At 58.6% G+C, this 1219-nt stretch carries 1 protein-coding gene; it reads right to left on the bottom strand.

Translation table 11 applies throughout. The features are described from left to right. Nucleotides 1-296 precede the first annotated feature (296 nt). The coding region (locus GCT13_RS47765; protein ID WP_152768440.1) for an IS110 family RNA-guided transposase at nucleotides 297-1219 on the bottom strand (923 nt) is incomplete at its 5' end.

The raw sequence follows: 1219 nt of genomic DNA, 5'->3' as shown, positions 1-1219 counted from the left end.
CTCGCCTGGTTGCAGAGCTGATCTGCACCAGTCATCCATCGGGATCAAGGCGAGGGCCGGTGTGCTGGCTTTCGCCCGTGGCTCTGGTAGAGCCCCAGAAAACCATCGGTACCAGACCGGTGTCCATGGGAGTATTCACCAATGATCGGCTTGCTGCGTCAGCAGTGCCAGGCTCATCTCGGCTCATGGTCTGGGCATCCCAGTTGGTCGCTCGTGGAGGACGGCGGGAGCGCGTGGCGCAATCACTACCTTGGGTTCACGCCAACAGAATTACCGGGCTCACGGCCCCGCCGGATCTAACCAAAGCATTTGGTCACCTCGAATGGTTTGCCATCTCGCAACATGTAGAAAGCCGCGCGCGCAAGCTTGTGCGCGAGCGCCTTCATGGCGACCACGGACATGCGCCGGGCTTTCTTGCGCTCATAGAAGCGTCTCGCCTCCGGACAGCTGCGCATGGCAACAGCCGCAGCTTCGATAAAGGCCCACGAAAGATACTTGTTGCCGTTCTTGGCATTGCCTTCGCCTTTCTTCCTGCCGTTTGAGACCCGCCTGCTTTCAACGCACCGGCAATACGAGCTGAACTGGCCGACAGTGCGGAAGCGGGTAATGGTGCCCGTTTCCAACATGATGGTGGTCGCGAGTGTGACTCCGATACCAGGCGCGGTTTTCAGTATCGCGAATTCGGGACGCAGTTTTACCTCGCGACGAAGTATCGACTCGATCACCCTGATCTGGGCTTGTAGGGTGCACAGGACCGCGAGATTTGCCGCCAGGGCGCTCTCAATATGCGTCGGCAAACCGAATGCGCTGACAGACGCGCTATCGAGATGGCGGACCTGCTCTGCATTGAGCCGCAGATTCAGTTGTCGGGCGAGGATGTTCTCGATACTGAGAGTGTTCAGTGTGCTTTGCTGAACGAGYTGCATGCGCTTGCGGGCGAGATCACGCAGGCCCCGCTCCTCCGGCGGATAGATGTAACCTTCTGGGAGAAGCCCAAGCCGGAAGAGATGCGCGAGAAACACGGCGTCTCGTTCATYACCTGCGTACTTCAGGCCCTCGTACTGCTTGATGGCAGCGGTATTTGCGAGGTGAACGGCAAAACCCGCTGCCATCAAGCCATCGACAAGCCAGTACCAGTTGTAGGTTGATTCCACCACGACCCCTTGCAAGTCCTCGTGGAACGAGGCGAGAACCGCGATGATTGATGACAGATCGTTGG

It is taken from the genome of Paraburkholderia franconis (genome assembly GCF_009362735.1).
Lineage (GTDB): Bacteria > Pseudomonadota > Gammaproteobacteria > Burkholderiales > Burkholderiaceae > Paraburkholderia > Paraburkholderia franconis.
Note: the sequence above shows the minus strand (reverse complement) of the source record. Positions and strands in the feature narration are given on the sequence as shown.